Below are 3,594 nucleotides of genomic sequence, written 5' to 3' on the forward strand. Positions count from 1 at the left end.
TTCACAAAAAGGTAAAATAAAAGTGGATCAATTAAATAGAATGAAAATGAGATGGGTGATGTAGAAGTTCTAAATTTATAGGTTGAAAATGAATATTGTTCACTGACACTGAGGTTATTCAGATTTTATCCTTTCTGCGAGGGCATAAATGCCCACGCTGAATCGAATAAAGCCGGATAAATCCGGCTGAAAAAAATGGCTGCTATGTAATGAGTATTATTCATAATAGTTTTTTCGATTTAGCGTGGGGGTTTACCCCCTCGCACACATTCTCCAAAAATCGGTAGTCAATAAAGAAGAAAATGCTCGATCCGCCAACTGGCGGATAAATCCTTAGCATAACATCTTTGTCCAAAAAGACTGACGAATAAATCCAGACAAAATGCCCTCAAATAACTCGGTTTTTTTTAGATGCATTCTTGTAAAAAAATGGGGGGATGCGAACTTGATCGAAGGTGCGATTGACAAACTTCTGGCAATTATTTAATCTCTAATAAAATTAAATCAATTTTCTAAGTTCTTTTAAATCTTTTATAAAGTTCTTCGAAAGTAATATCAATTATCGTGGGTCTGCCATGCGGACAGACAAAGGGATTATTGCAAGCGAATAATTGGTTTATCAATTCAAGCATCTCTTTTTTGGAAAGTTTGTGATTTATTTTGATGGCTGCGTGACATGCCATTGATTGGGCAAGTTTGTCCTTAAAATCCATTTTCGGCTGATATTCCTGTTCGAGATATTTAAAAATATTTAGGAGTATTTCGCCATTATCCCAATTTTTTAGATAGGCAGGAATTCCATCAACAACTACAGAATTTCCGCTAAAGACTTTCAACTGAAAACCAGCTTGAACGAATAAATCATGGTGCTCGTCTATGAGTTCCGGAATGAATTGCTGAAGATATTTCGGGAGATCAATCACAAGCGGAAAGAGAAGTCGTTGGCAGTCAGAATCCTTCCTCTTTTTCTCAAAATATTCTTTGATTTTTTCATATAAAACTCGTTCATGGGCTGCGTGCTGATCAATTATCATTACGCCGCTTTTTTGCTCTACCATTATAAACGATTCACCGAGTTGCCAGGGATTTATCATTTCGGTTTCCACGATTTTGTTTTTGTTTTTCACTATTTTTTCATCAAAGAACGAGACTAATTGCACATCCTTTTTATTAGTTACAAAATCAGTTTTATCCGAATTCTGACTTTTCCTTGTAAGAAAAAGATTGTCCATTTCAGTTTTGTGGTCTGAGAATCTTTCTTTTTCCTTATGAAAAGCATTGACGGAATTTGATTGGCTGGAATGTGTATTTGTTTTTTCTGAGAATCTATCGGAAAAATTCGGCTTTTCAAAAGAAGTTTGGGTAGGGGAGTTTTCCTGAATATTCTGCTTTTCATGATTTAGGAGAGCGTCTCGAACTGAATTTTTTACAAAGTTGAAGACGAAATTTGAATTAATAAAACGGACTTCATTTTTTGTGGGGGAAACGTTGAAATCAATTTTATCAGGTGTAATATTTAGAAAAATAATGTATAATGGAATTTCGTTTTTATTAAGTCGTTTTTTTGTGAACGGTTCGAAAGCCATTTTTATTGCACTATAAACGAAACGATCGTTAATTGCTCGATTATTAATAAATATTTTGTGAACATTATGCTCAAAAATGTTCCCTCTAAAAGAACCGAGAAAACCATGGATCTCAATTTGTGGATTTGTTTCCTGAATCGGAACAATATTACTCTGGAAAAATTCATCGCCAAAGATCTGAGCAATTCGTTTTTCCAACAAATTTACTTTTGGATAGTTTAATGTTTCGCGATTATTGTGGATAAGTATGAAAGAAACTTCCGGATTGATGCAGGCGATATTCTGAAATAGATTTAATATATGCCGGAATTCTGTTCTTGCGGTTTTGAGGAATTTTTTTCGGGCTGGAACTCGATTAAACAAATTTTTTACTTTGATTCTGGTTCCCGGATTGCCTGCTGTTTTGGTTACATCGTTAATATTGCCGTAGAAAATTTTAATATTAGTCGCTGGCTGATTTTTGTTATTCTGTGGCAGGGAAGTTATCTCCATGCTGGAAACTTGAGCGATACTGGGAATTGCTTCCCCGCGAAAACCGAGAGTAGCAATATCGTTGATATCCTTTAAACTATAAATTTTGCTCGTTGCATGTCTTTCCAAGCACAGAAGAGCATCATCTTCGCTCATTCCACTCCCGTTATCAATAACTTCGATCAGTTTTTTTCCGCCATTTTCCACGATAACGGATATGCTGTTGGCATTCGCATCAAGAGAATTTTCCATTAACTCTTTTACAATTGAAGCCGGACGCTCGATGATCTCACCAGCAGCAATGTGGTTAATTACTTTTTCGTCTAAAAGTCTGATTCTTTTCATGATATTTCAATTTTATTTGCTTGTGAAAAAAAATTGTTTGTTACTAAAACTAGTCAAGGATATTGAAAATGATGAAATCAAGATGAGTCCGTTTAAATCAAAACTCTTTCGGCTCTTGACGGATTTGTTAGGTCAAATTTTACGATGGCAAGTTCATGTTTGTGATGGGCAGCCGAGAAAAGAAATGTTCTGCCGATTTTTTGTCTCCATTTGCCGGTAATAAACGCTGATTCATGTATATGTCCGTGCAAAGTTATCAAAGGTTGTTTTTGCTCAATAAACCTTTTTATCGCAATGCTTCCCACGTGTACGTCTAAGGGAACATAATCAATAACTTTGCCGTCTAAAGCGGCTCTATCAAGATAAGTTTGGTATGGGGGAGCGTGGAATAGAAAAATGGAATTGTGCAGATCCTTTTCAGCGGTCATTTTTTTGAGATCGTCTTGAATCGTGGAATAACCTTTTTCCTGCTCCGAAACGGGAAATGAACGATAGCCCTCTGTGGGAGCAACACAACCAACATCTAAAAATCGGGATACATCATATTTTTCCCAATCTTTCAACAAAAATGGAGTGGGGGGAACGTAAGAATATCCAAAAATATCGAATTGGTTATACTTGATATTTCTGTTATGAATATAAGTCCAGACTCCGCTACTTGCTGCTTGAATTATGGCAGCTTCTCGAACTCTCGGGTCATCATTTCCCAATATTAAAAAGACTTTTGGGTATTCTTGTCCTAATTCAGATTGCAATATTTTGAAATTGTTTACCAAAAAATCATTAATAAAATCCTTGTGCGCAATATCTATTGACCGATTTGCAATAAAACCAGAGGGAAGCAGATCGCCACCAAGAAAAACAATTTTTGGTTTTTCAATGCGTATTTCATTGAAAAGTTTTTCATATCGATCTATATGCCCGTGGAGGTCAGACACAAAAAAACACGAATTCATTGGTGATTTTTTTTTGACACTTAATTACACAAAGAGTTCATAAAATAAGAAAAATATCACGGATATTTTACTCCAAAAATAAGAAAAATATCACGGGTATTTTACTCCCAAAATAAGAAAAATATCACGGATATTTTACTCCAAAAATAAGAAAAATATCACGGGTATTTTACTCCCAAAATAAGAAAAATATCACGGATATTTTACTCCAAAAATAAGAAAAATATCACGGGTAT

2 protein-coding genes are annotated in these 3,594 nt (G+C 35.0%); both read right to left on the minus strand.

What is annotated here, in order from left to right:
- Positions 1-512 precede the first annotated feature (512 nt).
- Complete coding sequence (gene mutL / locus U9P79_05175; GenBank protein ID MEA2104020.1) at positions 513-2,402, minus strand: DNA mismatch repair endonuclease MutL; 1,890 nt, start codon at positions 2,400-2,402, stop codon at positions 513-515.
- A gap of 92 nt (positions 2,403-2,494) precedes the next feature.
- Positions 2,495-3,340: a metallophosphoesterase gene (locus U9P79_05180; protein ID MEA2104021.1), complete on the minus strand. Its 846-nt coding sequence runs from the start codon at positions 3,338-3,340 to the stop codon at positions 2,495-2,497.
- Between the last annotated feature and the right edge of the window lie 254 nt (positions 3,341-3,594).

This window comes from Candidatus Cloacimonadota bacterium, from assembly GCA_034661015.1.
In the GTDB taxonomy this organism is placed as follows: Bacteria; Cloacimonadota; Cloacimonadia; order JGIOTU-2; family JGIOTU-2; genus JAYEKN01.